Origin of the sequence: Pseudoalteromonas sp. XMcav11-Q, from assembly GCF_040104525.1 — a bacterium.
Lineage (GTDB): Bacteria > Pseudomonadota > Gammaproteobacteria > Enterobacterales > Alteromonadaceae > Pseudoalteromonas.
Genome location: NZ_JBECOX010000001.1, coordinates 169,745 through 193,697, shown reverse-complemented (window position 1 = coordinate 193,697; position 23,953 = coordinate 169,745). Strand labels below are relative to the sequence as shown.

At 42.9% G+C, this 23,953-nt stretch carries 26 protein-coding genes; 12 read left to right on the top strand and 14 right to left on the bottom strand.

Annotated features, from left to right (window positions below; translation table 11 throughout):
• Nucleotides 1–181 precede the first annotated feature (181 nt).
• A complete protein-coding gene (locus tag ABMY45_RS00925; protein ID WP_349288293.1) occupies nt 182–1,444 on the top strand; it encodes an MFS transporter in 1,263 nt (420 codons plus the stop codon).
• Nucleotides 1,445–1,452: 8 nt separating this feature from the next.
• Nucleotides 1,453–2,970, top strand: coding sequence for a trehalase family glycosidase (locus ABMY45_RS00920; protein ID WP_349288292.1), 1,518 nt, complete (start codon nt 1,453–1,455; stop codon nt 2,968–2,970).
• Here ABMY45_RS00920 and ABMY45_RS00915 read toward each other — a convergent pair.
• On the bottom strand, nt 2,906–3,817 hold the full coding sequence (locus tag ABMY45_RS00915) for an AraC family transcriptional regulator (protein WP_349288291.1): 912 nt from the start codon (nt 3,815–3,817) through the stop codon (nt 2,906–2,908). The genes ABMY45_RS00920 and ABMY45_RS00915 overlap by 65 nt on opposite strands.
• A 158-nt stretch (nt 3,818–3,975) precedes the next feature.
• Here ABMY45_RS00915 and ABMY45_RS00910 point away from each other — a divergent pair, with 158 nt between their 5' ends.
• Nucleotides 3,976–5,496 (top strand): aldehyde dehydrogenase family protein, encoded by a 1,521-nt coding sequence (locus tag ABMY45_RS00910; protein WP_010373868.1) that lies wholly within the window; start codon nt 3,976–3,978, stop codon nt 5,494–5,496.
• A 61-nt stretch (nt 5,497–5,557) separates the two neighbouring features.
• On the opposite strand, the gene ABMY45_RS00905 is transcribed toward ABMY45_RS00910, so the two are convergent.
• Both ABMY45_RS00905 and ABMY45_RS00900 read right to left on the bottom strand, forming a co-directional pair.
• Nucleotides 5,558–6,163: a sensor histidine kinase gene (locus tag ABMY45_RS00905; RefSeq protein ID WP_211866426.1), complete on the bottom strand. Its 606-nt coding sequence runs from the start codon at nt 6,161–6,163 to the stop codon at nt 5,558–5,560.
• 113 nt (nt 6,164–6,276) lie between these two features.
• A complete protein-coding gene (locus ABMY45_RS00900) occupies nt 6,277–6,993 on the bottom strand; it encodes a haloacid dehalogenase type II (RefSeq protein ID WP_349288290.1) in 717 nt (238 codons plus the stop codon).
• Nucleotides 6,994–7,140: 147 nt separating this feature from the next.
• Between ABMY45_RS00900 and ABMY45_RS00895 the strand changes: the two genes are divergently transcribed.
• From ABMY45_RS00895 to ABMY45_RS00880, 4 genes are all read left to right on the top strand, one after another.
• Entirely contained in the window at nt 7,141–8,028 is an 888-nt protein-coding gene (locus ABMY45_RS00895; RefSeq protein WP_010605067.1) for a LysR family transcriptional regulator, read from the top strand.
• Between the two features lie 119 nt (nt 8,029–8,147).
• Nucleotides 8,148–8,432, top strand: coding sequence for a hypothetical protein (locus tag ABMY45_RS00890; RefSeq protein ID WP_010605066.1), 285 nt, complete (start codon nt 8,148–8,150; stop codon nt 8,430–8,432).
• A gap of 204 nt (nt 8,433–8,636) precedes the next feature.
• The gene (locus ABMY45_RS00885; protein ID WP_349288289.1) at nt 8,637–9,119 is read left to right on the top strand and encodes a YbaK/EbsC family protein; all 483 of its coding nucleotides are present in this window, start codon (nt 8,637–8,639) and stop codon (nt 9,117–9,119) included.
• Nucleotides 9,120–9,451: 332 nt separating this feature from the next.
• Nucleotides 9,452–10,216, top strand: coding sequence for a class II glutamine amidotransferase (locus ABMY45_RS00880; protein WP_349288288.1), 765 nt, complete (start codon nt 9,452–9,454; stop codon nt 10,214–10,216).
• 64 nt (nt 10,217–10,280) lie between these two features.
• Here ABMY45_RS00880 and ABMY45_RS00875 read toward each other — a convergent pair whose 3' ends face one another.
• From ABMY45_RS00875 to purM, 3 genes are read right to left on the bottom strand one after another with little or no spacing between them, the layout of a single operon-like run.
• Complete coding sequence (locus ABMY45_RS00875) at nt 10,281–10,976, bottom strand: DUF3108 domain-containing protein (protein ID WP_017219540.1); 696 nt, start codon at nt 10,974–10,976, stop codon at nt 10,281–10,283.
• A gap of 13 nt (nt 10,977–10,989) precedes the next feature.
• On the bottom strand, nt 10,990–11,640 hold the full coding sequence (gene purN / locus ABMY45_RS00870) for a phosphoribosylglycinamide formyltransferase (protein WP_349288287.1): 651 nt from the start codon (nt 11,638–11,640) through the stop codon (nt 10,990–10,992).
• The gene (gene purM, locus ABMY45_RS00865) at nt 11,640–12,692 is read right to left on the bottom strand and encodes a phosphoribosylformylglycinamidine cyclo-ligase (RefSeq protein ID WP_349288286.1); all 1,053 of its coding nucleotides are present in this window, start codon (nt 12,690–12,692) and stop codon (nt 11,640–11,642) included. The genes purN and purM overlap by 1 nt, the downstream gene beginning before the upstream one ends.
• A 386-nt stretch (nt 12,693–13,078) precedes the next feature.
• Here purM and ABMY45_RS00860 point away from each other — a divergent pair, with 386 nt between their 5' ends.
• Both ABMY45_RS00860 and ABMY45_RS00855 read left to right on the top strand, forming a co-directional pair.
• Nucleotides 13,079–13,321 carry a DUF465 domain-containing protein gene (locus ABMY45_RS00860; RefSeq protein WP_088530365.1) on the top strand — a complete coding sequence of 81 codons (243 nt, stop codon included), beginning with the start codon at nt 13,079–13,081 and terminating at the stop codon, nt 13,319–13,321.
• A 189-nt stretch (nt 13,322–13,510) separates the two neighbouring features.
• On the top strand, nt 13,511–15,076 hold the full coding sequence (locus ABMY45_RS00855) for a bifunctional diguanylate cyclase/phosphodiesterase (RefSeq protein ID WP_248298609.1): 1,566 nt from the start codon (nt 13,511–13,513) through the stop codon (nt 15,074–15,076).
• A 61-nt stretch (nt 15,077–15,137) separates the two neighbouring features.
• Here the strand turns inward: ABMY45_RS00855 and ABMY45_RS00850 are convergent, their stop codons facing one another.
• The gene (locus ABMY45_RS00850; protein ID WP_010605058.1) at nt 15,138–16,109 is read right to left on the bottom strand and encodes a LysR substrate-binding domain-containing protein; all 972 of its coding nucleotides are present in this window, start codon (nt 16,107–16,109) and stop codon (nt 15,138–15,140) included.
• Between the two features lie 155 nt (nt 16,110–16,264).
• Between ABMY45_RS00850 and ABMY45_RS00845 the strand changes: the two genes are divergently transcribed.
• Both ABMY45_RS00845 and ABMY45_RS00840 read left to right on the top strand, forming a co-directional pair.
• The gene (locus ABMY45_RS00845) at nt 16,265–17,245 is read left to right on the top strand and encodes a zinc-binding dehydrogenase (protein WP_233525161.1); all 981 of its coding nucleotides are present in this window, start codon (nt 16,265–16,267) and stop codon (nt 17,243–17,245) included.
• Between the two features lie 322 nt (nt 17,246–17,567).
• Nucleotides 17,568–18,155, top strand: coding sequence for an ABC transporter substrate-binding protein (locus ABMY45_RS00840; protein WP_010373895.1), 588 nt, complete (start codon nt 17,568–17,570; stop codon nt 18,153–18,155).
• Nucleotides 18,156–18,234: 79 nt separating this feature from the next.
• Here the strand turns inward: ABMY45_RS00840 and ABMY45_RS00835 are convergent, their stop codons facing one another.
• Nucleotides 18,235–19,215, bottom strand: a complete 981-nt coding sequence (locus ABMY45_RS00835; protein WP_174168710.1) for a 2-hydroxyacid dehydrogenase — start codon at nt 19,213–19,215, stop codon at nt 18,235–18,237.
• The gene (locus ABMY45_RS00830) at nt 19,181–19,696 is read right to left on the bottom strand and encodes a glutathione peroxidase (RefSeq protein WP_010373899.1); all 516 of its coding nucleotides are present in this window, start codon (nt 19,694–19,696) and stop codon (nt 19,181–19,183) included. The genes ABMY45_RS00835 and ABMY45_RS00830 overlap by 35 nt, the downstream gene beginning before the upstream one ends.
• 128 nt (nt 19,697–19,824) lie before the next feature.
• On the opposite strand from ABMY45_RS00830, the gene ABMY45_RS00825 reads away from it, so the two are divergent.
• The gene (locus ABMY45_RS00825) at nt 19,825–20,712 is read left to right on the top strand and encodes an NAD(P)-dependent oxidoreductase (RefSeq protein ID WP_029215781.1); all 888 of its coding nucleotides are present in this window, start codon (nt 19,825–19,827) and stop codon (nt 20,710–20,712) included.
• A 42-nt stretch (nt 20,713–20,754) separates the two neighbouring features.
• Here the strand turns inward: ABMY45_RS00825 and ABMY45_RS00820 are convergent, their stop codons facing one another.
• The 5 genes from ABMY45_RS00820 to ABMY45_RS00800 are packed head-to-tail and all read right to left on the bottom strand — an operon-like array spanning nt 20,755 to nt 23,800.
• Nucleotides 20,755–21,447 carry a M15 family metallopeptidase gene (locus tag ABMY45_RS00820; protein ID WP_102056990.1) on the bottom strand — a complete coding sequence of 231 codons (693 nt, stop codon included), beginning with the start codon at nt 21,445–21,447 and terminating at the stop codon, nt 20,755–20,757.
• Nucleotides 21,440–22,567, bottom strand: a complete 1,128-nt coding sequence (dapE, locus tag ABMY45_RS00815; protein ID WP_206470967.1) for a succinyl-diaminopimelate desuccinylase — start codon at nt 22,565–22,567, stop codon at nt 21,440–21,442. The genes ABMY45_RS00820 and dapE overlap by 8 nt, the downstream gene beginning before the upstream one ends.
• Entirely contained in the window at nt 22,567–22,914 is a 348-nt protein-coding gene (locus tag ABMY45_RS00810; RefSeq protein WP_010605050.1) for an ArsC family reductase, read from the bottom strand. The genes dapE and ABMY45_RS00810 overlap by 1 nt, the downstream gene beginning before the upstream one ends.
• Complete coding sequence (locus ABMY45_RS00805; RefSeq protein WP_174168711.1) at nt 22,911–23,423, bottom strand: PTS glucose transporter subunit IIA; 513 nt, start codon at nt 23,421–23,423, stop codon at nt 22,911–22,913. The genes ABMY45_RS00810 and ABMY45_RS00805 overlap by 4 nt, the downstream gene beginning before the upstream one ends.
• On the bottom strand, nt 23,420–23,800 hold the full coding sequence (locus ABMY45_RS00800; protein WP_010605048.1) for an ACT domain-containing protein: 381 nt from the start codon (nt 23,798–23,800) through the stop codon (nt 23,420–23,422). Before ABMY45_RS00800 ends, ABMY45_RS00805 begins: the two co-directional genes overlap by 4 nt.
• Between the last annotated feature and the right edge of the window lie 153 nt (nt 23,801–23,953).

Here is a 23,953-nt window from a genome sequence, read left to right as displayed (position 1 = left end):
TAGATATTTTAGTTGATTAACTAAATTCTTATCCCGAGTTCAGGTTAGTTAACGCAGCACAATATGCGATAACAATCATTAGCTTAAATTGTTTTGATGTGATTTGAAATGCAAACGATTGCAAAAATAAAAAAGTCTGTCTAGACTAAAAAGGAATCACAGTGTTTTAACGAGAATAACAATGAATCGAGCACGTATCATACTTGCCATGGCCGTTAGTTACTTCCTATTTGCTATTTTGCTCAATAGTGTAGGGACGGTCATCTTGCAGTCTATTCATAGCTTTGGCATTACAAAAGCGCAGGCCGCCACCTTAGAGGCATTTAAAGATCTTCCCATCGCCGTCGTTTCATTTCTGGTTGCGTCGGTTATCCCTAGGGTCGGATTTAAAATCGCTTTGACCGCAGTGCTCGCGGGCGTGGCATTGATTTGCAGTATCACACCTATGGTCGCTGAGTTTTGGATTCTTAAACTAGTATTTGCTTGCGTGGGTGCGGCATTTGCGGTGGTCAAAGTGTCGGTTTATGCGCTAGTTGGCCAAGTCACTGAAGGAAGCAACCAACATTCAAGCCTGCTTAATTTTATTGAGGGCGTGTTTATGTTAGGGGTCCTCGGCGGTTATTGGATTTTTGCGGCGTTTATTGACAGCGGCGATAACTCTCTTGGCTGGTTAAACGTCTATTTCGTGTTAGCTGTGCTGAGCGCTTTCACCGCATTTATTGTTTGGATCTCCCCAATTGCAAAGCCAGAGCCAACGCAAGCCACCGAGTCTAGTGTCTCTGCATTTATAGCGATGTTAAAGCTTGTGGCTAAGCCCCTTGTGCTGGTATTTGTGATTTCCGCATTTTTATACGTATTGATAGAGCAGAGTATAGGCACTTGGCTGCCTACTTTTAATAATGAGATCTTGTCATTACCGGTGAATATTAGCGTGCAAATTACCAGTGTTTTTGCTGCTTGCTTAGCATTCGGTCGGCTCGGTGCCGGCGTTGTGCTCACCAAAGTACATTGGTATGTGGTGTTAAATGTTTGCCTTGCCGCTATGGCAGGATTAGTGATTTTAACGTTACCGATGACTGAGGGTATTGAGAAAACGCTTATTTCTTCGTTATTTGACGCACCCCTTGTGGCTTTTCTCATGCCGCTGATCGGTCTTTTTATGGCGCCTATTTATCCAGTGATTAATTCGGTAATGCTAAGTAGTTTACCCACTACACAGCACGCTTCGATGACAGGGCTAATCGTTGTATTTTCAGCGCTGGGTGGTAGCACGGGCTCTATGATCACAGGTTTGGTATTTCAACATTTTGGTGGTCAACAAGCGTTTTATGGGGCACTTATTCCCATGCTGGTGATTGCTGTGTGTTTATATTTCTTTAAATCGATGAGTGAGTCTAGTCAATCAAATCATGCTCACACACCAAGCCAACAAAAGGTGAGCTGAGGTTTTACATGCAGTACCAATCAAACTTTTATTCCACAGAGATTTTTAAGGCGGTGCAAAGCGCTGGCCTGTTTTCAGACAGTAAGGTTTTTGCAGATGCCATCGCAAAAATTCCGCTCGCAGAGATAGAAAACCAGTATGTGATGCAAAAGCCGACGGGAGAGGCATTACTTAGATTTGTGCATGCGCATTTTGACTTTGTTGCCAACAAAGAATTAGATGCCTTACCCGATTTTCCTAGTGCACAGCAGTATATCAGTGCGCTGTGGTCGCGTTTATCTAGAAAGCCGAGCACCGTTGCTAAGGGCTCCTTGCTACCTTTACCCCATCCGTATGTTGTACCGGGTGGACGTTTTAATGAGATTTATTACTGGGATAGCTACTTTACGGCACTCGGGCTTTTGGATGCGAACAGAGGCGATCTCGTTGCGGGAATGTTAGATAACTTTGTGAGTCTTATTGATCGTATTGGACATGTACCTAATGGCAATCGAGATTATTACCAAAGTCGCTCCCAGCCACCTGTAACGGCATTAATGGTTGATTTACTGTGGCAGGAAAAATCTCATGATAAGCAGTGGCTGTCGCGAGTTACTCAGGCATTACTGAAAGAGCATCAGTTTTGGCAGACCGGAGAGGATTTGAGTTGCACGGATAAAAAAGCGCATTACCGAGTCGTCAACATGCCATGTGGGGGCAAACTGAATCGCTACTGGGATCCGCTTGCAGCGCCGCGCCCAGAGTCTTTTATTGAGGATATAGAATTAGCCGCAGCGGTTACGGACAGCGAAACGTTTTATCAGCACATTCGTGCGGCTTGTGAGTCGGGGTGGGACTTTAGTAGCCGTTGGTTAGCAAACGCTGACGATTTAGCGAGCATTCGTACAACAGACATTATCCCTGTGGATTTAAATGCACTACTAGTATTGCTTGAGTCGCAAATCGCACGTTGTTTTGAGAAATTAAACGAGCTAACGCAAGCGCAGTACTATGCCAATTTAGCGTCAAATCGCAGTGCACTGATACAGAAATATTGTTGGTGTGATAAAAAAGGCTGGTTTTACGATGTAGATCTTAATGATTATGCGCGTACCTCCGTTGAATCTCTAGCGGGCGTTGTGCCTATGTTTGCAGAGCTGGTTACACCTGAGCAGGCAGAGCATATTGGCAAAAAACTCGAGGCAGAGTTTTTGCAGCAAGGTGGATTGGTTAGTACCTTAGTCACTACTTCACAGCAGTGGGACAGTCCTAATGGCTGGGCACCACTGCAGTGGTTTGCGGTGTCAGGTTTAAGGGCATATGGTCAAAATCAACTCGCGAATAAGATTATGCAAGCATGGCTTTATGCTGTTGAAACCGGCTTTGAGCAAACCGGCTGTTTGCTTGAGAAGTACAATGTGGTTGAACCGGATAAACAGGCTAGTGGCGGAGAATACGTGGTGCAACAGGGTTTTGGCTGGACTAACGGAGTAACCAGTCGTTTTTATCGGCTTTTAGTGCCTGAAGTTGATAGTCCTTCGGCGTGATATTAAAGGCTTGTTTAAACGCTCGACTGAATTGACTTGGATGCTTAAAGCCGAGTGCAAAACTAATTGCGGTGATCTGAATTCCTGCTTTTAGTTTTGCCTTTGCTTCAGTGAGTCTCCGTGCTTGGAGCCACTGCTGTGGCGTCGTCGAAAATGACTTTTTAAATTGATTGAAAAAGCGACTTCTACTCATGCAGCTAAGTTTACAAAGTTTCTCTACATCTAATGGCTCGTCTAAATGAGTCTCCAAATAATGCACCGCTTGATACAAACCGTTTTGATCAGGCGTTTGTTTTACTGCGCCTAACAGCAGATCTCGGCTTTGTTGCTGTAGTAGTCTTGCAATTAGTTCGTCCATTGCCAAATCGATAAAGTACCCCCGCTCAGCCTCATTCTCACTGAATAGATGGAGCAATCGCCCCAAGCAGTGCTGGGTTTGCCAGTTATGCTCGGTGTGAACCAGCTGCTTTTGATAATTAAAATCACTAGGAAGCGAAAGCGCTAACTTCTCGCTCACGGTATTAATTTTCTCTCGACTGATCTCAATTGCTAAACAGGTGGTGGGAGCGGATAAGCTGGCGTCGGGAAAGTCTATAAATACGGTTTGTTCTGGTGCCAATACGAAGCTTTGATGAGGTAAAAAGGGCTGATGATAGTCACAACTGTCTACGTGCATCACTTTTTTGCCAGTGATCATCGCACAAAACAACACTTCATTAGAGGCGAGTTTGACTCTGTTGGTACTTTCGTATGTGTCATAGACGCTTAGCTCTACGTGATTGGCGGCAAAACTTATTTTGTTTTCAACTAAGCGTTCGACACGACTGCGATGTTTAGAGATCTGCAAACAATGCACTCCTTCTCGGTTACTTTTGGACTGTGCGTATACATTCCGAGACCCTAAGTTAAGTTTTTAAAGGTGAATTTGGCTAATGTCAAATATTAGTAAAAACAAAACTGGGACGAATGAAGCCCAAATAAATAACACAAGTTGCAGAGGTAAAAATGATATACGCAAATCCAAATACTGAAGGTGCGATCGTCAGCTTTAAGTCGCAATATCAAAACTTTATTGGCGGTGAATGGACGCCACCCGTTGACGGCCAGTACTTCGACAATATTAGTCCTGTTAATGGCGAAGTGTTTTGTCAGATCCCGCGTTCAAATAATGCAGACATTGAACTGGCGCTTGACGCCGCCCATGCTGCAAAGGCGGCGTGGGGTAAAACTTCGGTCACTGAACGAAGCAATATATTACTCAAAATCGCAGACCGAATAGAAGCAAACCTTGAATACCTAGCGGTAGCCGAAACATGGGATAATGGTAAAGCTGTACGTGAAACGCTAGCCGCTGATGTTCCGCTTGCTGCTGATCATTTCCGCTATTTTGCAGGTTGCATTCGTGCTCAAGAAGGAGCCATAGGTGAAATTGACGAGTCAACCGTGGCCTATCATTTTCATGAGCCTCTGGGCGTTGTGGGGCAGATCATCCCATGGAACTTCCCATTACTTATGGCCGCTTGGAAACTGGCACCCGCTCTCGCAGCTGGAAACTGCGTAGTGCTAAAACCTGCGGAGCAAACGCCTGCGTCTATTTTGTTGTTGATGGAATTAATCGCTGATTTATTACCAAATGGTGTGGTTAATGTTGTAAATGGTTTCGGGAAAGAGGCTGGTGAAGCGCTTGCTACGAGTACACGTATCGCAAAAATTGCGTTTACAGGATCGACTCCTGTGGGTTCTCACATCCTAAAATGTGCTGCTGAAAATATCATTCCCTCAACGGTGGAGCTAGGGGGTAAGTCGCCTAATATCTACTTTAGTGATGTGATGCAAGCTGACGATGATTACCTAAGTAAGTGTATTGAAGGCGCTGTGCTGGCCTACTTTAACCAAGGAGAAGTATGTACTTGTCCATCGCGATTGCTCGTGCAAGAAGATATATACGATGACTTTATAGCCAAAGTCATCGAACGCACTAAGGCGATTAAACGCGGCAATCCGCTTGATACAGAAACCATGGTTGGTGCACAAGCCTCACAAGCTCAATTTGATAAAATTCTTAGCTATATTGATATTGGCAAGAAGGAAGGGGCTGAAGTATTAATCGGTGGCGAAGTCGCAGAGCTTGGCGAGGGTTATCATAAAGGCTTTTATATTCAGCCGACGCTGTTAAAAGGGCATAACCAAATGCGGGTATTCCAAGAGGAAATATTTGGTCCGGTGATCTCTTTATGTACTTTTAAAGATGAAGCGGAGGCGTTGGAATTGGCGAATAGCTCTGAGTTTGGTTTAGGTGCTGGGGTGTGGACTAGAGATATGAATCGCGCATATCAATTTGGTCGCCAAATCGAAGCGGGTCGCGTGTGGACTAACTGTTATCATATGTATCCTGCACACGCGGCATTTGGTGGTTATAAAAAATCAGGTATTGGCAGAGAAACTCACAAAAAAGCGCTGGATCATTACCAACAAACCAAGAACCTCTTAGTGAGCTATAGCACCAGTCCTCTAGGATTTTTCTAATTTAATTATTATAGAAGTATTGAGTACTGACCATTGTGGCAGTACTCAATCAGTCATCCGGTTAAGAAACAACTTTTAATGGCGTCGCTTGTTTATTAGCAAATGCTATCCTATATTCGAGTCCTTTGCCGGGCTCGCTGACGGTGTGTACATCTCCATCTAGCCCTTGAGTCACCAAGTTATAGATAATATAAGCGCCAAGTCCCATACCGCCACTTCCTCTTTTGGTGGTATAAAATGGCTCGAATAACTTACTTAATTCAAGCTCCGACATGCCTTTACCATTGTCTTTATAAATAAGCTCAATGTGTTCATCATGTTTAAAGAATTCAATGGTGATCTCACCTTGTTCCGACTCTTTAAAGCCATGTGCAATGGAATTTGCGACTAAATTCGAAATGATCTGAAAAATAACACCGGGATAGGTCGTGGCGATTTCGATATTAAAACTTGTACCGGTGTTGTACTTTTCAAAAAATAACAACGCCAATGCAATGAAAAGGGCGACAGCAGAGCCGAAGGTTTCAACCACTGCATGCGCTTCTATCAGCGGCCAAGTTATATTATTAAGAAGCGTATTGCTCAGTAAAAGGGATGCGCCGTGGATAGTTAAGCTAACACCTATGATTATCCAGATCACAATGTGGGTGTTTTTATTTATATTCATGGAGGCTATTCCTTCGATTCACCTCCTTAAATCTAGTACATTTATTATGTAGATAAAGCATGCTGAGCATTTTTATCAGCTGGTATCAAGGTGCCAGCTGATACTTTCCAATGTTACTTGTTTCGAGAAGTGATGAGCTCGTCAGCCAAACTTGTTAAGTCAGGTAGCACGTAATCTGGTGTCTTTGCCAGTGGGTAGAGTTGCTTTTGTGGTCTTGCAATAAATGCTGTGTGCATGCCCGCGGCTTTAGCGCCGGCAACATCCCAGCCGTGAGCCGCCACCATTAGCGCTTGGTCTGGACGAATATTTAATTGCTGTAACGCCCATTCGTAGGCTCTAAGGTCGGGCTTATACACTTTGATGTCTTCAATACTCAAGCGTTGGTCAAAATAGGTAATTAGACCGGCATTTTCAAACTGCGCTTTAACCCCCGCATTCGATGAATTGGTTAAACTCACGAGTTTAAACCCAGCTTGCTTGAGCCGTTTTAGCGCGGGAATGACGTCTTTATGCGGGGGCAAAGAGAGCAGGGCGGGCACGATTGCTTGTTTAGCTTGTGAGTCAGTTATCGTTAGGCCTTTGTTCTTTGCAACCATTTGTAGCGCGGCAACGCCTATCTTGCCAAAATCTTGATAATTACCACTTACTGTAGTCACTAACGAGTGATGTAGCATAGTGGAAAACCAAAGGGGTAATAGGGACTCATCGCCACCTAAAACTTGGCTAACCGGCTTATTCATTGACTCTAAATCAAGTAAGGTTTCATTGACATCGAAGAAAATAACTTCCGGGCGTTCAACCTTTGAGTTGGCTTGGCTAATATTCGGCATTAGGCCTCCTAACATAACGAATAGACTAATTAAGGTGCGTTTCATTGATAATTCCAATTTAGTTGCGATGAGAAGCAGTATATTTATTTGATAAATTTAAACAAAGCGCGCATATTCGAAAGCAAGATTCGAAAAAACTAAATCGACATGTATTCAATCGCTGAACTCGAAACATTCTTAGCTATTATTAAACATCAAGGAGTGGTTAATGCTGCGAAGCAATTGAGACTCTCGCCTGCGACAGTTAGTCATCGTCTTAACAAGTTAGAGCAACATTTAGGCATGACTTTGCTGTTTAGAGATAGTCGTACGCTAACATTGTCCCCAGCCGGAAGTACTTTTAGAGAGCGGGTGGAGCATATATTAGAGGCGCTTTATGATGCTGAGCACGAAATAGGTGCAAGGGGCTCAGCGGTGAGCGGGTTACTTCGTGTCACTATGCCGCCTTGGGTGTTTTCACAATTTGTGATGCCAAATCTAAGTCAATTTGAGCAAGCGCATCCGCAATTAGCACTCGATTTCCTGATCAACGATCAGTTTGTAAACATAGTTGAAGGTGCTCAAGATGTAGCGATACGCGTTGGACAATTGGCTGATTCTGGGTTGTTGGCGAGAAAACTATGCGATAACCATCGGATATTATGTGCAGCGCCGAGCTATATTGACCGCTATGGCATGCCTGATAATATCAGCGAATTACAAAACCACTTTTTTGTATGCTTACCTTGGCAACGAGAATTTAAGTTAAAAGAACCAAACGGTAGAATTGTACACTTTAACGCAAAAACTCGTTTTACGATTTCAAACTCAGACAATATGACTTCTGCTGCCCTAGCTGGGCATGGTATTGCAGTTAAATCTCACATTGCCATCAGAGATAACCTAAAAAGAGGTGAGTTAGTGCCTATAATTCCAGGTTGTCTCGAAAGTGACGACGCACCTATTTGGTTTGTCAGGCCTCAGCACTCGCTGAAGACACGCAAGGCAGAGGCATTCTATGAATTTATGAAGGCATTGTTCGAAAATAAGGGCTAATACTTTAGTCTGCTTGTGCTTTTAAACTAATAACTCTAAACTCCGTATTAAAATTAGAAACTAGCCAGCTTGATGATTGTAAAATCGAACTGGTAACACAGATAGCAAACGGAGCTGCTATGTTCAAATTCATTTCTTGGATTTTTTCTGTCACCGCATTTTCACTTACTCTATTCTTTATCGTGCAAGGTAGTTATATGCTTTGTTTAGTCATGCTACTTGCTGGATTGATAGCATTGCCAAAACATGAAAAAGAATTGCAACCACTAGGTATGAGATTACATGCTAAGCATTTTTCTCGGGAGTCTCGTTCACTTAGCTCAAAAGAGGTAATGAACTTTTTATTAGCATGCTCATTGGCTGGCGCTAGCCTTGCGTATCAATGGCATGTGGTAACAATATAGACTTTACTGAACTTAATATCTTGAGTGTTTATATACAGCCATGATCCGAGTTTCTCTTAATGGGATACTCGGATATTTTTCAATGCTACCCCCGAGATAGGGTTAGCCTGATATCACAAATAGTATAAAACATACATGATGTTTAAAATCCGCTCACTAGCTGTTAGATTGGTTTTAACTACCATAGCATGGAAGAGCAATTGAATGTCACAGCCGTTAAAATCCTCATCAATACGTGTTCAAGAGTTCCTAGCCAGTCATGGGCATAACTTCACCGTTACAGAGCTTGCAGACTCTACTCGTACCGCGAAAGATGCTGCAAATGCGATTGGTTGCACTGAGTCTCAAATCGCCAAGTCTCTGATATTTAAAGATAGCAATACTGAAAAGGCGGTCTTGATAATTGCTTCTGGTAGCAACCAAGTGTCCGTGAAAAAAGTGGAAGCAGCAATTAATGTAAAGCTCGAAAAAGCGAACGCAAACTTTGTACGGGAAAAAACCGGTTTTGCCATTGGCGGTGTGCCTCCTGTGGCGCACACTGACTCTGTGTTGACGATAATTGATAAAGATTTAAAGCAATACGATCGTATTTGGGCTGCTGCAGGCACGCCCAACTCGGTTTTTGAGTTAAAAGCGCATGATCTAGATACGCTTACGGGTGGCACTTGGATAGATATTGCGAAGTAATCCTCAGTTCGTAATCGACCTTGTGTCTATGTGATCCATCTATCAGTCAACTTGGGGTGGTCATTAAGGTTTTCAACCAATAAAGTGCTTTCTAGATGAGAACAGCCCGATAGTCATTCAAAATAATCGTATTAATACCGCTCTCAAGGTAGTTGAATTTAAAAAAGTAAAGACACAGAGATACATGATAAACTTACCGCCAATAATTCAGTAGTATGACTATCTAAGATAATCGAGCTACTAGTCATAAGTGTGACCAAACGTGTGACCTTTTGATATTTGTGATTTGTATTTTAATCATAACTTTATGATATTTAGGGTTTAAGTGATTTATGTGTGAGCTTTTGGGGATGTCGGCGAACGTACCGACGGATATTTGTTTTAGCTTTTCTGGTTTGTTGGAGCGCGGTGGCAATACGGGTCCTCATAAAGATGGCTGGGGTATCACCTTTTACGAGGGGAAAGGATGTAGAACCTTTAAAGATCCAGAGCCTAGCTGTCAGTCTGAAATTGCTAAATTAGTCAAAGCATATCCGATTAAAAGCGTGTCCGTAATAAGTCATATTCGACAGGGAAATAGGGGACGAACTTGTCTTGAAAATACCCACCCATTCACTCGAGAATTATGGGGTCGGGAGATCACGTACGCCCATAATGGCCAGCTTTCGGACTATAAAGACTTAAAAACTGATTTCTACCGACCAGTTGGGAATACAGACAGTGAACTTGCTTTTTGTTGGATTTTGGACAAAGTACGAGAAAAATACCCAAGTCGTCCGTCAAACATGGTCTCAGTTTTCAGGTATATCGCAAAGCTAGCGCACACATTGAGAGACAAAGGGGTATTCAACATGTTGATAACCGATGGTATTTATGTGTTGGCGTATTGCACCAATAATCTACATTGGATAACCCGTAGAGCCCCATTTGGTAAGGCTACCTTAATTGATGCGGATATGGTGGTGGATTTTCAAAAGGAAACCACACCAGATGATGTTGTCACTGTTATTGCAACTCGACCGCTGACCAACGATGAACAGTGGCAGAAACTTGAGTCCGGCGAGTTTGCTTTATTCAAATTAGGTGAGAAGGTGTAGTTCTGAGTTTTTGTAAGCAAAGGCGGCTTAGTTGAGCCGCCTTGATGAATCAACGATGTTGCTATCAAATCTCTGATTTGGGTTGGTAGGTTTTAAGCTCTATCTGAAACTGCTCCATACCATCTTTACCTTTGTACATTTTAACCAGCATATGATCATAACTTGGTGCAAACCAAGCAATGGCTTGACGATCGCTATCATCATAAACGCGTTTAACTTTGATGGTTTTGACGTTGCCAAAAGGTAGAGTGATCATTTCCTCGCCAGCCACCTCAAAATCATAGCTTCGCTGGTCGCCTTTTTTGTCTATGATAGGATAGCTAAACTTGGTCTTTCCCGCCTTTAAATCCTCTCGCAGCTGTACTTGATAACTAATTAAATCTTGCTGATTCTCAAGCCACTTCACTTTCAGTGGATACTTTTCTTCACTGGAGGTAATTGCTTGGTTTTGATGATCAAACTTAATTTTGTAGCTTTTATCTGGACCAGTCCCTTCACGGGTCATACTGTAATGTAGTGGGCTGACGGTATGTTCAGCGACTTTAAACAATGATTCCTCAGTTCTTACGTCTGAAAAAATCATCCATTCGATATCGCTTTTGTAACGTACAGCGTATGTTGCATCGGCTATTTTTGTGAGGTCTCGCGTGGCACTACCATGAACCTTACCTTTGCGTGAAACTTGGTATTCGGCGTGATATTCAGTGAGAGAGTTCGCAAATGTCGAAGTGGAAAGTAGAGCGCTAATACCAATTAGCACAGCGCTCCATTTTTTATTTTTCTGGGTACGGCGCACCTTGAACTGGTAAGGTTTTGTTATCAAAAACAGCATAGTCTGCTTCCATTGTTAGTCTTTGTTCGCTGAACCATTTGACCACCAAAGGATAAAGAATGTGTTCTTGCTTATGCACACGTTGCGCCAGTGACTCTGCCGTATCATCTGGAAGAACAGCGACCTTGGCCTGACAGACCACAGGACCACCATCTAACTCTTCTGTGACAAAGTGAACGCTAGCACCATGTTCTGCATCGTTTGCATCGATTGCTCTTTGGTGGGTGTTCAGCCCTTGATACTTAGGCAACAAAGAAGGATGAATGTTCAACATTTTTCCTCTAAATTTTTGCACCAAGTTTGGAGTTAGAATACGCATAAATCCAGCTAATACAACCAAATCTGGTGTAAAGCTATCAATTAGTTGACCAAGCGCAACGTCATACTCTTCACGAGAAGCATATTGTTTATGGTCTAAAACAGATGTTGCTATACCAGCCTCTTGCGCTCTGGTTAGGCCGTATGCGTCCGCTTTATTACTAATAACGGCAGCAATTTCACCTTGAATATAGCCAGATTTGCAAGCATCAATGATTGCTTGCAAATTTGAACCACTACCAGAGATCAGAACAACAAGGCGAGTGGGTGCCATTACTCGGCACCACCTAAGATCTCAACTTGCTCTTCACCAGCCTGAGCGTCTTGAATTTCACCGATGTGCCAAGCGTTCTCGCCTTGTGCTTTCAGGATGTCAAGGCTTTGCTCAAGCTTGTCAGCAGGAACAACTAAGATCATGCCAACACCACAGTTGAATGTGCGGTACATCTCGTGAGTTGCAATGTTACCGTTCTCTTGTAACCAGTTGAAGATTGCAGGCCATTGCCAACTATCACCTTTGATCACCGCTTTTGCAGATTCAGGTAGCACGCGAGGGATGTTTTCCCAAAAACCACCGCCAGTGATGTGAGAAAGTGCGTGAACATCAACTTCTTTTAATAGCGCTAAGATTTGCTTCACGTAGATACGCGTTGGCTCTAGCAGGTGCTCGCCTAGAGTTTTGCCTTCGAACTCTGCGTTAGTATCTGCGCCAGATACTTCTAGTACTTTACGGATTAGAGAGTAGCCGTTTGAGTGCGGACCGCTTGAACCCAACGCAACCAGCTGATCGCCAGCCGCAACTTTAGTTCCATCTATGATTTTAGACTTTTCTACCACGCCAGTACAAAAGCCAGCCATATCGTAGTCATCGCCTTCGTACATGCCTGGCATTTCAGCCGTTTCACCACCGATAAGCGCACAACCAGATAGTTCACAGCCTTTACCAATACCAGATACTACGTCCGCCGCAACATCAACGTCTAACTTGCCTGTAGCATAGTAGTCCAAGAAAAATAGGGGTTCAGCGCCTTGGACAATAAGATCGTTAACACACATAGCAACTAGGTCAATACCTACTGTGTCGTGCTTTTTCAAATCGATAGCTAAGCGTAGCTTAGTACCAACACCGTCAGTGCCAGCAACCAAAACAGGCTCTTTATATCCAGTTGGAAGTTCGCATAGTGCACCAAAACCACCAATGCCACCCATTACTTCTGGGCGACGAGTTTTTTTCACTACGCCTTTAATTCTTTCGACCAATGCGTTGCCCGCATCGATGTCAACGCCAGCGTCTTTATAACTAAGAGACTGTTTTTGTTCGCTCACAGGTTTTCCTCAAAAGTTGCTAGATAGATTTGCTTAGAAACGCCGACATTTTACAACAATTGCATCTAGGCGGCTAGCGACTTTGCGAGAAACCCTAAGAATGTGGTCAAAGGTCCTCGATTTTGTATCTCGAACAGTATAAAGAAACGACAAAAACTTTGATTGTTTATAACTGAATGTGATTTGCGTTAGATCAATATTCAAGGAAGGTAGCAGCGTACTATGAATACAGACCCAATCAGACAGTAACTTCAAAAAATGTATTCGAAATCACTGTCACTAACGGCGCATTGATTGGGTCTACCCAAAACTCAAATGCATTTTCAGCCTTAACCTGAGGTTTGAACCTAAACTCAGATTACCTAGCTAATTATGGGAATAAAACGATGAATATTGAACGCCACAGCCTAGCTAAAGAACTCCCAGAATTTAAAGACAGAATTCACGACTTGAAACTGTCTGATGGACATTTCTCAAAGTTATTTAAAGATTACCATGAAGTAGACAATGAAGTTATTCGAATTGAAGACGGTGTAGAGCACTCAAGTGATGAGTATCTTGAATCACTGAAGAAAAAGAGGCTGTGGTTAAAAGATCAACTTTACCGAATTCTAAAAAGTGCAGATTAACTGTTAATCAAGGCCAACCGGCCGATGTGAGCGGGCTGCCAAGTCCGCTGCTATATTCTCCACCAATTGTTGAATAATTTAGCCTGTCCCGAGCAAGGGCAGATTTATAATCTATACTCTAACCATTGTATTCCATCCACGACGATTCCTTTGATTGCACTTATATTAGTATTAGCTGGCAGCTTTATCATGGGATTAGCTTTTTCTCCGGCCTTTAAGATATGTCGATTAACCTCTTCGGTCGGGTGGCGAGTGTTGTTAATTCTTATGGCTCTGTTTGAACTCGGATACTTGAGCTTTGCCTACTTTCTGTACGATCACAATAGCGCTAGTTTCATTGAGCAAGGCTTAAGTTTAATCCTGTTTCTTGGCTCCATTTTTGTTTTTGTGGTGAATTGTCTAAGTCTAACAAGTCTGCAAGAATTAAATGAAATTGCAACGCAGGCCAAATATAACGCTGAACATGATTTTTTAACGGATTTAGAGAATCGCCAGCGCTGCATTGACGCCATTAATGAACGTAAGCATCAGCAGCTCGACTTTAGTGTTATCTTGGTTGATCTGAATAATTTTAAGCAGATCAACGATGCAAAAGGGCACTTCTTTGGTGATAAATTGTTGGTGGAACTTGCACACAAAATGCGTGCAGCACTGCTTCCTCGTAGCAAGTTATATCGCATGGGCGGCGATGAATTCATTATCCTGATGGACGTTACAGACGTAAACTGTATTTACTCTCAAAACAATGCACTACTGAGCGAATTAAAGTCTGGGATAGAAATTGAGGAGTTACAACTGGATGTGACCTACAGCGCAGGAGCAAGCTTATGGACTAAATCGCGCCAACTTGATGTGTTTGACCTTTTGAAGCAAGCTGATATCGCCATGTATTCGGCCAAGCATAGCCGTCAAAGCATCGTCATCTTTGATGAAGAGCTTCATGAGGGAATTGAGGCCGAGTTCCAACTTTTAGCTAATCTCAAAGTTGCGCTCGCTCGAGGTGAATTGGCGCTCTATTATCAACCGATAGTGTGTTCTCAAAGTGGTGATATTCATGGAGTAGAAGCGCTACTAAGGTGGCCTCAGCCCGACGGTACAATGATAATGCCAGATCAGTTTATTGAGTTAGCGGAGCGTAATAATCTTATCCGGCAGCTGAGTGCATTTGTGATTAACCGTGTATTCCAAGACCTTGCAATATTGATTGAAATAGATGACAAGTTAGTTGTGCATATCAACCTTTCCTGCCAAGATTTTGCTGAACAGAATCTAATTAATACCCTTGCTATGCTACTGGATACTCACCGAGTCGACCCAACTCATATAGTATTTGAGCTTACAGAAAGCACCGTAATGGAAGAAGTGGAAAAAGCGAGAAGCCTAATTGAAACATTAATAGATATGGGATTTGCAGTGAGTATTGATGACTTCGGCACTGGTTTTTCTTCATTTTCTATTTTAAAAGAGTTACCAATTTCGCAGATCAAAATAGACGGTTCGTTTGTAAGGCTAAGTCATGAAAGTGAAAAAGATCAAGCCATAGTAGAAACCAGTATGTTTTTAGCACGTAAATTGAACTGCAGTATTGTTGCTGAGGGTGTTGAAAGCGATGCTTGTTTGCAGTATTTGTATAGCTTGAATTGTCCGTATATTCAGGGCTTTCAGATATGTGAACCACTTTCGCTAAGCGAATGCGTAAAGTGGATTAATTCCCAGAATATGGTGAAAGGCGCAATGAAAAGGTTAGACGGATGAGGTCTATAACCTCTCTCTGCAAAAAGCTTGATATCCAGATATACGAATAAATTGCTGTCGACTAGAAAGTTAACATCGGCTTAGGTGGGATAAAACCGTACATTTGTTCAAATCCAGGGATCTCTGTTTCCCATATTGGGGTTTCTTCACCGATATATGCACGGAATGCATCAAGGAACAGCCTAGTTCTGACTGGTAAATCACGATGAGGATAGAGCGCATACATCGCAGCAAAATCGACCAGTTTTGTGTTAGTTAAAATCGGTTGTAATTTGCCTTCAGTAATTTCTTTACCGACTAGAAAGGCTGGTGCAACAATATAACAGGTACCAGACAGCACACTTTCCATCAATGTATCTCCGTCGTTGGTTCTGAAGATACTCTTTACAGGCATTTGCTGCTCGATGCCTTGCTCGTCTTGATAGGTGATACTGGTAAACCTTAACGCATCACTGGCGTAGGTTGCTGCAGGTAATTCGCTGAGCTCCTCAAGCGAGTTTGGCGTGCCATGAGTTTTTAAGAACGTCGGGCTTGCTAATATGAGCAATCGATTGCGTGCAATTCTGCGGGCGATAAGTGATGAATCTTTCGGCTCGCCGACACGAAAAGCTAAATCAAAGCCTTCACCCACTAAGTCCACGAGTCTGTCTTCAAGCCTAAGTTCAACCTCAACATGAGGAAAACGTTTTTGAAAGTCATTGATAACAGGTTGTACGTAGCGTCGACCTACCACAGTTGAGCTGGCAATTTTAAGCAAACCTTTAGGCTCGGTGTGATAATTCTGTGCGATGCGCTGAGTGTCGTTTAGTAGCAGCCTTAGCTCTTCTGCTTTTTTCACCATCTCGGAACCTGCAGAGGTGAGCGAGAAGGAACGAGTCGTACGATTCATTAATCTTACACCGAGTTCCTCTTCCAGCTTGGTCATCTGCTTTGAAATGACAGAGCGATCGATATTTCTCAGTTGTGCGGCACTGGCAAAGGAACCACGCTCTACAACGTCTAAAAAGATTAATAATCTGCTGCTAATATCCATAATGCGAGAAAGTTCACTAAGACTGATGCCATTGTGACACTAAACAATTGGAATTGCGAGGGGCATATTTACACTAATAAAGTTGTGGCAAAATGCTAACAATGGTTTAATGAATCTAGTCTCACTACTTTATTTTTAACCTAACGCAAAGGCATATGATGAAAGCAGTCCGATTCAATCACACAAATGGACTTACCTTCGAGCAGGGAGAAATTAACTTACCTGAGGCAACCGATGATCAAGTCTTGGTCAAAGTTGAATACGTTGGTTTAAGCTTTATCGATACCAAAGTGGCCAATTGTCCCTGTGAAGAAACACCGAATAGAGTGTTTGGTGTGGATGCTGTGGGTGTTGTGGAAAAAGCATGTAAAACGGGATTTCCAGAACCAGGTACGCGGGTTTTTTGGCATGGAGACATTCGAGAGCAAGGCACGATGAGTGAATTTGCCTTGGTGCCAAGTCACGCACTTACTGTACTACCAGAAAATGTTGATGGTAAGCTCGCCTCAGCGGCAATCGCACCTGCTATGTGTGCATTGATTGCGCTATTTAAGCTTCAACTGAATACAGGTGATACGATTTTAATCGAATCAGCTCATCATCCAGTTGGCCAAATGGCAATACAATTTGCCAAACAGGTGGGGCTTGGGGTGGCGGCATGTTCCGAGTCTAAATATAAAAAGCTGCTTGAAAAGCTAGGTGCAGATCTCGTGTATACCCAGTCTGACTTTGCCGGCTTAGCCGATGCTCTGCAGCTTCATTTTGGCGCAGCAGAGGTGCAAGGCGCACTAGATTTAACAGGTACACATACCCAACAATTGATTGCGCATTTGATATTTTGTGGTCGAGTAAGTTGCTTAGCGGGATTACCTGCTATTGAGCAACACCTCTTAATGAAGAAAGCGCCAAACATAGGCATTGTTTCTTTGTGTGGTAGTTGGCTTTCCAATAGTGTTTGTGCGCAGCAGAGAATGGCATTCATCGGAAATACTCTGGCTGAAAAGCTTGAAAAAAATGAAATTACTTTGCAGCAACTTGAATCAATTTCACCGCAGCATGATGCGATAATTGAAACGCTGAAAAAGCTAGAAAACAACGATAACATCACGTTTTTTGCGGCAGATATGAATCTGTAGCCCCCATCAGTAGCGATAATTTATCCTCTTCACGCAACAATACTGAGCTTGGCAATATTCGCTGGGCTCAGCGTCCAAATAAATTGATACAATTTCTGACATTTTTCATCGCTTGAACACCGTATACTTCCCTCCAGGCCTCGCCATGAAGGGAATACGCCTTTCCTTTACGACTTCATAAAGAGTCATTGTCATCGTAAGGCGAAATTTTACATTGCGTTAATTGATGTCGGAGAGGCATCAATTTGGTGCGAATTGATATGTTTATTTGCACTCGTCAAATTGGATAGACTAGTGTCATCAGTTTAATAAGGATTAAACAATGAAAAAGTTACTTGTTATTTTCAGTTTTCTCATCTTCTCAGGTGTTGCGTTTGCGAATGACACACCTTATGAATTAATTAACCAAGTTGGCGATAAGCTATTTGCTGATATAAAAACGGTTAATCAAGATGGCAAAGCAACTGAAACTCAGATGAAGGGCATAGTACGTAGTCGCTTGATGCCACACATCGATGTGAAGTTTGTATCTTTTAAATTGCTTGGTAAACATATTAAAGGGCTAAAAAGAGACGAAGCCATCGAGTTTATTGGTGCGGTTGATAACTATCTTGTATCTACCTACGCTAATGCACTTTTACAGTACAAAGGCCAAGACGTATTGTTTGAAGAGTTACCAGTTTCTGATGGTGCTGATTTTGCGACGGTAAAGGTGGTAATAAGAGAGCAATCAAAACCAGATATAGACATGCATTTTAAGTTTCGTCAAAGCAAAGATGGAGACTGGAAAGTGTATGACATGGTTGCTGAGGGTATTTCTTTATTGAGCGCTAAGCAAAAAGAAATCACGATGAGAATCTCAGAAGTAGGTTTGGCTCAGGTTACGGCTGAATTGAAGAGTAAAGCATAAATCAAATTACTTCCCCCCGACTTTGAAGTAACCAAAAGAGCACATCATGGCTGATATGCTCTTTTTTTGGTTTCTGAAATCAGACTACTTGGTTTGTCAGTGGCCTTTCAAGTCTTGCTGCGTCGAGGTTTTCACAGGTTATTGTTGCAATCTGTTTTAGTGCTTCTTTGGTAAAAAAACCTTGATGTCCAGTAACTAGCACATTGGGGAAGCTAACCAAACGCGAGAAAACATCGTCTTGAATTATTTCTTCACTGTGGTTTTTAAAAAATAGCTCTGACTCTTGCTCATATACATCTAAGCCGAGGTAACCGAGTCGTTTAGACTTAAGCGCGGCGATACAGGCTTTGCTATCTAACAGGGCGCCTCTACTAGTGTTAATAAGCATGGCACCCGCTTTCATTTTGGCAAACGCAGCATCATCAATAATATGATGAGTATGTTCATTAAGCGGACAGTGTAGGCTAATAATATCCGATTGCGCCAGTAAGATATCTAGAGAGACCAAGGTATAAGGACCTTCCCCTATGTTTGGGTCATAAACTAGGACATTGGCACCAAAGCCGTTTAAGATACTGACTAAGGCTTGGCCAATTTTGCCACAGCCGATGATACCAACCGTTTTATTGTAAATATTAAAACCGAGTAAGCCGTTGAGATCAAAATTATCTTCTCGAACTCGATTGTAGGCCTTATGTGTCTTGCGGCTGAGCGTTAGCATCAACGCGATACAGTGTTCTGCAACCGCTTCTGGGCTGTAGGCTGGAACACGGACAACCTTTATGTCACGCTGTTTTGCCTGTTGAATATCAACGTTATTGAAACCTGCGCAGCGTAGGGCGATGGTTTTAACGCCATAGTCAGCCAGTTTATCAATCACTTGTGCATTTACAGTATCGTTTACAAATACACAAACCGCGTCATAGTGCTGACACAGCGAAACCGTTTTTTCATTGAGTGACTCACTAATAAAACTTATTTCAAGTTCTGAGTAGGTATTTACGGCTTGCTCAAAAAACGGCACTTCATAGTTTTGCGAACTGAATAGGGCGATTCTCATGATTAATGTGGCTCTCTATCACTGACTTAAGCGTTTCTGGTTTTGTTCTTGGGGCATATCTTGATACTAGCATGCCTTCAGAGTTTATTAGAAACTTGGTAAAATTCCATTTAATTGCGCGGTTTTGCGCGATACCACGGGTGTGAGATTTTAAATAGCTAAATAATGGATGTGCATCAGGTCCGTTGACTTGTGTTTTAGTACAGATCTTAAAGCTTAAATTGAAATGTGTATTGTAAAACTCTTTAAGCATTTCATCTTCAAGTGGTTCATTGCGACCGAACTGATTACAAGGAAAGGCCAATACCTCAAATCCAAAAGGTTTGTATTTGCTGTATAGCTTTTCAAGTGCAGACAGTTGCGGAGCAAAGCTACATTTGCTCGCAATGTTAACGATCAATAGCGGTCTTCCCGCTAAAGACTGTAATGGCAAAACTTGGCCATCAATAAGTTGTGCACTAAAACGATAAATATTCTCCATCCTTTCAGGCTCCGTGTGATTTATTCATGTTATTCGGTATCAAAGCGGTTTTTTCATTTGCTATGACAGAGGTGGTCGGGTATAAAAACTCCATTCTTATTAAGATAACAACGAAATAGGACAGAAATATGTCAGTGAAAGTCGCATTTATAGGATTAGGCGTCATGGGGTATCCAATGGCTGGGCATTTGCAAAAGGCGGGTTACCAAGTCACGGTATACAATCGTACCACCAGCAAAGCCGAAAAATGGGCCGCTGAGTATGCTGGCAACTTTGCAGTTACACCTAAAGATGCAGCGACTGACTGTGATTTTGTGTTTATGTGTGTTGGCAATGATGACGATTTACGCTCAGTCGTATATGGCGAGAGTGGTGTGTTAGCGGGGGTAAAGCCGGGAGCGGTGATAGTTGACCATACGACAACATCTGCAAAAGTTGCCCGTGAAATAGCGCAAGAAGCCAGAAAATTACAAGTTGAATTCTTAGATGCCCCTGTATCTGGTGGTCAGGCTGGTGCAGAAAATGGCGTGTTAACGGTGATGGTTGGAGGAGGCGAAAGTACGTTTGAAAAAGCACAACCAATCATGGCCGCGTTTGCTCGCTTTAGCCAATTAATTGGAGAAGTGGGTGCTGGGCAGCTTTGTAAAATGGTCAATCAGATTTGTATCGCAGGTGTGGTACAGGGGCTCGCAGAAGGCTTACACTTTGCTAAAAAGGCGGGTCTTGATGGTGAAAAGGTAATTGAAACGATTGCTAAGGGTGCAGCTGGCTCTTGGCAAATGGAGAATCGTTATAAAACCATGTTGGCAGGCGAATATGACTTTGGTTTTGCAGTCGATTGGATGAGAAAAGATTTAGGCATTGCACTAGACGAGTCAAGAAGTAACGGCGCAAATTTGGCGCTTACAGCTTTAGTGGATCAATATTATGCGGATGTTCAAGCGCTTGGCGGCAACCGTTTTGATACCTCAAGTCTACTGGCTAGGCTTGACGCTATCCACGACAAAAACAAATAACCTTTCGTTTCTAGTCTAAGTAACTTAAGCTCGGATCAGTCGTTATGGCTGCGCTACATTGGTGATAAATTGCTGATGTAGTGCGCTGAGATTCGCCAATATTGCGCCTTTACCTTTGATATCGCTGCGTTTCAGCACGGCATCAATCGCATCAACGGACTGCAACGTGGCAAGTTTTGATGCCGTTAGCTGGTGGCTAATATGCCAAGGCTCCGCGGCAACTCCCCCTCGATAGCAATCATAAGGCCGGTAGAAACCAAAAGTTGCTAAATGCGCATCAAGCCACAGCGAAAATTCGTGCTGATGTCCATCTTGCTGGTATTCCCATGGTTCTAGTTGTAGTGATTGTCCTGTCGGTACAAGGTTTTTGGCGAACACATCCAGATCAGTACCCAAATGGTGGCGGCTAGCACTAGGTAGGGCGGAGAACAACATAATTGCTTTTACTTTGTCGATGTCTGAGAGGTTGCTCAGTTCTACCTCTTGGTTAGAGATATCAAAAACAGGACGGCGCATCGCAAACTTGCTATTCCAAATCGCTTTTTGCCTTTCAAACCCTCGATATGCGGACGCCATGTAGAATTCAAAACCTGCCTTTTTTGCAGCTTGTGAGAGGGCGTTGAGATCGGAAACGATTGCGCTATGCACATGGCGGCCATGGTAAAAAACCAGATGTGATTCATTAACGCCACAAGCGCTGCATTCAGCGCTTGTAAGCATATAGCGGCTAGGCAAGTAACTTCTCCAAGATCTTTTCATAGACTAAGGCCAATTGATCTAAGTCTTTGCAACTCACGCATTCATCGACTTGATGGATTGTGGCATTAATTGGACCAAGCTCAATTACTTTACATCCCGTTTGGGCAATAAATCGGCCATCAGATGTGCCACCTGAAGTTTCCGGTGTGGTTTGCATTCCCGTCACTTCTTTGATGGCTGCAATCGTCACATCGAGCAATGGGCCTGGCTCTGTTAAAAACGGTAGCCCATTCAGTATCCAATTAAGCTCATAATCAAGTTGATGCTTGTCTAAAATTGCAATAACACGTTGTTTGAGCTCATCGGCTGTAACTTCAGTGCTAAAGCGAAAGTTAAACTGTACTTGCAAAGAGCCCGGTATCACATTGCCAGCTCCAGTTCCGCCATTGATATTGGAAACTTGGAAGCTTGTTGCGGGGAAAAATGCATTCCCTTGATCCCACTCGGTTTGACTGAGTTCAGCAATCGCCGCCGCAGACAAGTGAATGGGGTTTTTAGCGAGATGAGGGTAGGCTACGTGACCTTGTTTTCCAATCACTTTTAGGTGTCCGGTGAGTGAACCGCGACGACCATTTTTTACTACGTCGCCAAGCTCATGACGTGATGAAGGTTCACCAACCAAGCACATATCAATTTTTTCGTTTCGGGCTTCTAATAAATCTACAACTCGAGTTGTGCCGTTCACGAAAGGACCTTCTTCATCAGAGGTTATCAAAAAAGACAATGACCCTTTGTGGTTGGGGTGTTTTTCGATAAACCTTTCCGTTGCCACGACCATAGCTGCAAGTGAGCCTTTCATGTCAGCAGCTCCGCGGCCATGTAACATGTCATTTTCAATCACTGCAGCAAATGGCGGGTGCTGCCATTGGCTCTCGTCACCAACCGGTACTACATCTGTGTGTCCAGCAAAGCAAAAATGTGGTCCGCTGTCGCCTTTTCGTGCCCACGTGTTGAGCGTATCAACAAAGAAGTGTTCTTCGATGGTAAAGCCAAGCTTTGCCAAGCGTTCATTTATTAATTGTTGGCAACCAGCATCATCAGGTGTAACAGAAGCCCTTTGGATCAGAGCTTGAGCGAGCTTAACTACTTCGCTCATTAGGCAAAAATCTCATCATACTGTGCAGCTTTAAAACCCAAGTGATATTGACCTTGGTACTGCAAAATAGGACGTTTTATCATGGCTGGTGTCGCCAAAAGGTGTTGTTTCGCTGACTGCGCATCGAGATTTTGTTTTTGTTCTTCACTAAGAGCTCGGTATGTGGTCCCGCGTTTGTTTAACACGTTTTCCCAGCCAAGTTGGTCAATAAAAGCGGTGAGTAGAGCTTCGTCTAATCCATCTTTGCGGTAGTCGTGAAAGGTGAATTCGATATTGTTGTCTTGAAGATATTTTTTGGCTTTTTTAATGGTATCGCAGTTGCTGATCCCATACATTGTGATTGTCATAAAGCACACGCCCTTGCAATTGTGATTATCGGCTCTTTGGCCGCAGATACTTGTTTTAAAGGATAATAACACGCACCAAGCTTTTGTGCATTGAGTAGCACAATGGCGGCCATGGTTTTTGCTTCACTGAGTGGAATATCAAAAAAGCATAGCGGCTCTCCAAGCTTTACCGTGGTTTTGCCAAAGCTGTTTGCTTTGAGATATTCGGGTTTGGCAAATTCATTGCCGATTTCTAAGCTCAGTAACATTTTTAAGCCGTTATTGGCGTGTAAAATGTATTCGCAGTTATTTTTTCTGATCTGGATTAGTTTTCCGTTACAAGGAGATAGCAGCAAAGGCACGCGCATTTGTACACAAACACCAATCCCTAACATACCTGACGCAATCGCCGCGTTTGGATATGTACTTAGCGGTAAGACTTTGCCAGAAAAGGGACTTGGAATATGGGCAATAGGGTTTGCGATTTGGGATATTGGCCGATATTGGATTGGTGGTGAGAGTTCAATCAAAGTAATAAATATCCATCTTTTTTAAGTGCTTGCATCGCTTGCTGGATTTGGCTTTCTTTTACCAGAATGTAATCGGTATCGTACGTTGATAACGTAAAAATAGAGACGTTGGACTTTGCTAGCACACCAGAAATATTGGCCATAATTCCCGTAAGCGAAAACCCCAGCGGGCCCACGACTTCCAATGCTCTCCAATGACTTTCAGCCGCGAGGCTACTGACTGCGATATCTGACGCGCAAACTATAGAGAGTTCATCCTCAGTTTTGGCAATAAAAAAGATTTCACTGTTTAACACTGCTTGTGGAACAGCGTCATCGCAATCCAAGCTATGTATCGTAAATTCTTGTTTGAGCAATTGCAGCGTTTGCTTTGACATTACCAACCCTTGTTTTTGGAAAAATACCAATTGGTATAATTCATAGTATAGCGAAGTCAATTTAAAGACCAGAGCGTTCGCCTGAATTCTAGGCAAAAGAAAGGATTAGTGAGATGAAAAAGAAAAGGGCTCATGCATTGAGCCCTTGGTATA

Coding starts and splice junctions, on each gene's coding strand:
- ABMY45_RS00925 (WP_349288293.1), top strand. CDS start 182: ATGAATCGAGCACGTATCATACTTGCCATGGCCGTTAGTTACTTCCTA.
- ABMY45_RS00920 (WP_349288292.1), top strand. CDS start 1,453: ATGCAGTACCAATCAAACTTTTATTCCACAGAGATTTTTAAGGCGGTG.
- ABMY45_RS00910 (WP_010373868.1), top strand. CDS start 3,976: ATGATATACGCAAATCCAAATACTGAAGGTGCGATCGTCAGCTTTAAG.
- ABMY45_RS00905 (WP_211866426.1), bottom strand. CDS start 6,163: ATGAATATAAATAAAAACACCCACATTGTGATCTGGATAATCATAGGT.
- ABMY45_RS00900 (WP_349288290.1), bottom strand. CDS start 6,993: ATGCCGAATATTAGCCAAGCCAACTCAAAGGTTGAACGCCCGGAAGTT.
- ABMY45_RS00895 (WP_010605067.1), top strand. CDS start 7,141: ATGTATTCAATCGCTGAACTCGAAACATTCTTAGCTATTATTAAACAT.
- ABMY45_RS00890 (WP_010605066.1), top strand. CDS start 8,148: ATGTTCAAATTCATTTCTTGGATTTTTTCTGTCACCGCATTTTCACTT.
- ABMY45_RS00885 (WP_349288289.1), top strand. CDS start 8,637: ATGTCACAGCCGTTAAAATCCTCATCAATACGTGTTCAAGAGTTCCTA.
- ABMY45_RS00880 (WP_349288288.1), top strand. CDS start 9,452: ATGTGTGAGCTTTTGGGGATGTCGGCGAACGTACCGACGGATATTTGT.
- purN (WP_349288287.1), bottom strand. CDS start 11,640: ATGGCACCCACTCGCCTTGTTGTTCTGATCTCTGGTAGTGGTTCAAAT.
- ABMY45_RS00860 (WP_088530365.1), top strand. CDS start 13,079: ATGAATATTGAACGCCACAGCCTAGCTAAAGAACTCCCAGAATTTAAA.
- ABMY45_RS00855 (WP_248298609.1), top strand. CDS start 13,511: ATGGGATTAGCTTTTTCTCCGGCCTTTAAGATATGTCGATTAACCTCT.
- ABMY45_RS00850 (WP_010605058.1), bottom strand. CDS start 16,109: ATGGATATTAGCAGCAGATTATTAATCTTTTTAGACGTTGTAGAGCGT.
- ABMY45_RS00845 (WP_233525161.1), top strand. CDS start 16,265: ATGATGAAAGCAGTCCGATTCAATCACACAAATGGACTTACCTTCGAG.
- ABMY45_RS00840 (WP_010373895.1), top strand. CDS start 17,568: ATGAAAAAGTTACTTGTTATTTTCAGTTTTCTCATCTTCTCAGGTGTT.
- ABMY45_RS00835 (WP_174168710.1), bottom strand. CDS start 19,215: ATGAGAATCGCCCTATTCAGTTCGCAAAACTATGAAGTGCCGTTTTTT.
- ABMY45_RS00830 (WP_010373899.1), bottom strand. CDS start 19,696: ATGGAGAATATTTATCGTTTTAGTGCACAACTTATTGATGGCCAAGTT.
- ABMY45_RS00825 (WP_029215781.1), top strand. CDS start 19,825: ATGTCAGTGAAAGTCGCATTTATAGGATTAGGCGTCATGGGGTATCCA.
- dapE (WP_206470967.1), bottom strand. CDS start 22,567: ATGAGCGAAGTAGTTAAGCTCGCTCAAGCTCTGATCCAAAGGGCTTCT.
- ABMY45_RS00810 (WP_010605050.1), bottom strand. CDS start 22,914: ATGACAATCACAATGTATGGGATCAGCAACTGCGATACCATTAAAAAA.
- ABMY45_RS00800 (WP_010605048.1), bottom strand. CDS start 23,800: ATGTCAAAGCAAACGCTGCAATTGCTCAAACAAGAATTTACGATACAT.